A 2607-nucleotide genomic window follows, 5' to 3' on the forward strand; every position below is an offset into this window, starting at 1 on the left:
GCCCTGTATTATACAGAGCATCTGGATCTTAATTATAACTTTTATTAACTAAGAATAGTGTAAAGTAACGCAGCTAAAGTACCACCTATAGTCGGACCTAACACTGGAATCCATGAATAACTCCAATTACTATCTATCTTACCTTTGATCGGTAACAAAGCATGTACAATTCTAGGCCCTAAATCTCTAGCTGGATTTATTGCATATCCTGTTGTACCACCCAATGAAAGCCCAATTCCCCACACAACAAAAGCAACTGGAATTGCACCTATAGAGCCCAAACCAATTTTAGTCCCAGTACCATTGTCGATTTCAGCCGCCGAAAAATAAAATACACAAATCAATAAAACAAAAGTACCTACAATTTCACTAATTATATTTCTAAATGTATTTGGTATTGCTGGTGCTGTACAAAAGACTGCTCGTTTTAATTCTGCATCATCTGTAGCATCAAAGTGATCTTTATATATTACATAAACTAAAAAAGCTCCAATCATTGCACCAATAAATTGTGCAGCAATGTAAGCAGGGACTTCAGTCCAAGAAAATTTTTCAGCTACTGCTAAGCTAAGTGTTACAGCTGGGTTTAGATGTGCTCCACTATAAGGGCCAGCGACAACCACACCAATAAATACAGCAAGACCCCAAGCTGTAGTAACAGCCATCCACCCTCCTCCTTCACCTATTGTTTTTTTTAAAATATTATTAGCAACTACACCGCCTCCAATTAAAATTAAGAGGGCCGTTCCTAATATTTCTGCTATAAATGGTGTCATTTTATATTCCTTGCTAAAAGCTAAAATTAAATCTACCTTAATGAACATGTCTTTCTATAAGCGAATACTATCTACACTATGAAACTATTTTTGTTTAAATGTTGTAATTCAAAGTGCTTGATATCCTTAAAAGCATCTATAATGGTCACTAATAAAACTATCCTATTGAGCTTAGAGTTTATGATTGCGAGTTTTAATAACTTTACTTACATCCATAAACTCTAATCAAACAAGTTTGGTATGAATTTATATTTAAAGGTAAATTAGTAACTTATCCTTCACTTTGTACTTTTTTAACTGATTTACACCAGCCATCATAAAGCTCATCACGTTTTGTTTTGGTCATGCCAGGTTCGAATCGTCTTTCACAATTCCAATTAGTTGCCAATGACTCAAGCGATGAGAATACACCAGCCCTAAGTCCTGCAAGATAAGCTACACCTAAAGCAGTCGTTTCACTAATAGTTGAACGGTCAACCTCTGCACCTAAAACGTCTGACAAAAACTGCATAAGCCATCCATTTATGACCATACCACCATCAACTCTAAGTACCTGAGGCCTAACGCCGTCTGATTCCATAGCCTTTTGAAGATCTTTAGTTTGAAAACAAACAGACTGTAATCCTGCTGTTACTATCTCTTTAATACCCGTATCTCTAGTTAATCCAAATATAGCCCCACGAGCATTTGGATCCCAATATGGTGCACCCAAACCAGTAAATGCAGGAACCATATATATTCCATGATCTAGGGAGGTATTGATAGCGAGTAATTCTGTTTCATCTGCTTTTTCAATTAACTGTAAGCCATCTCTAAGCCATTGAATTGCTGCGCCAGCTATAAAAATACTGCCCTCTAATGCATAGGTTGGTTTGCCATTCAAACGATAGGCGACAGTACTAAGAAGTCTATTTTTAGATTGAAGAACTTGATCACCTGTATTAACCATCATAAAGCACCCTGTTCCATAGGTACTTTTAGCCATACCTGCTTGAAAGCATGTTTGGCCAAACAGTGCTGACTGTTGATCACCTGCCATACCTAAAATAGGCACTTCGTAACCTAAATATTTTTCACTCGCCATACCAAAGTCATCTGATGAATCCATTACTTCTGGTAGCATATTTAATGGAACATCAAGTAATTCAAGTAGTTCGGTATCCCATTCTTGCGTATGAATATTAAATAGCATAGTTCTCGATGCATTAGTTGCATCTGTGCGATGTTCTTTTTCGCCTGTCAACTTCCATAACAAATAAGTATCGACCGTACCAAAAATTAAATCACCATTTTCTGCTTTTTCACGAGCGCCTGGACAACTTTCTAAAATCCAATTTATTTTAGTCGCAGAAAAATACGGATCGATTAATAACCCCGTTTTTTGCATAATTAGTTCTTCTTTTCCTGCAAGCCTTAAACTATCGCATAGTTCTGTTGTACGCCTATCTTGCCAGACTATCGCATTATAAATGGGTTCACCGGTTACTTTATCCCAAACGATTGTAGTTTCGCGTTGATTAGTAATACCAATAGCAATAACTTTATCATGCTCAGGATCTAGGTTCTTCATAACAGCATTAATGGTATGAAGAACAGACTCCCATATGTCCTCAGGCTTATGCTCAACATAACCATCTTTTGGAAAATGTTGTTCAAATTCTTGTTGTTCTATATATGCAACTTTGCCATTTAAATCGAATAAAACACTGCGAGAGCTAGTCGTACCTTGATCAATTGAAAGGATATAATTATTCATTATTTTTTACACTTTAACATTCGGTTATTTTCGTTTTTGTACTATTACATGAATTAAATGTAACATACAACAAAT

2 protein-coding genes are annotated in these 2607 nt (G+C 36.1%); both read right to left on the reverse strand.

Annotated features, from left to right (window positions below; genetic code table 11):
• Positions 1 to 44: 44 nt before the first annotated feature.
• A complete protein-coding gene (locus QMA00_RS18695; RefSeq protein WP_033103174.1) occupies positions 45 to 776 on the reverse strand; it encodes an MIP/aquaporin family protein in 732 nt (243 codons plus the stop codon).
• Positions 777 to 1047: 271 nt separating this feature from the next.
• Entirely contained in the window at positions 1048 to 2532 is a 1485-nt protein-coding gene (gene glpK / locus QMA00_RS18700; protein ID WP_008466872.1) for a glycerol kinase GlpK, read from the reverse strand.
• Positions 2533 to 2607: the final 75 nt, after the last annotated feature.

The organism is Pseudoalteromonas sp. APC 3694 (genome assembly GCF_030407565.1).
GTDB classification, from domain to species: Bacteria; Pseudomonadota; Gammaproteobacteria; order Enterobacterales; family Alteromonadaceae; genus Pseudoalteromonas; species Pseudoalteromonas tetraodonis.

What these genes read in the sequence shown, in the direction of transcription:
- QMA00_RS18695 (WP_033103174.1), bottom strand. Translation starts at nt 776, where the DNA reads ATGACACCATTTATAGCAGAAATATTAGGAACGGCCCTCTTAATTTTA.
- glpK (WP_008466872.1), bottom strand. Translation starts at nt 2,532, where the DNA reads ATGAATAATTATATCCTTTCAATTGATCAAGGTACGACTAGCTCTCGC.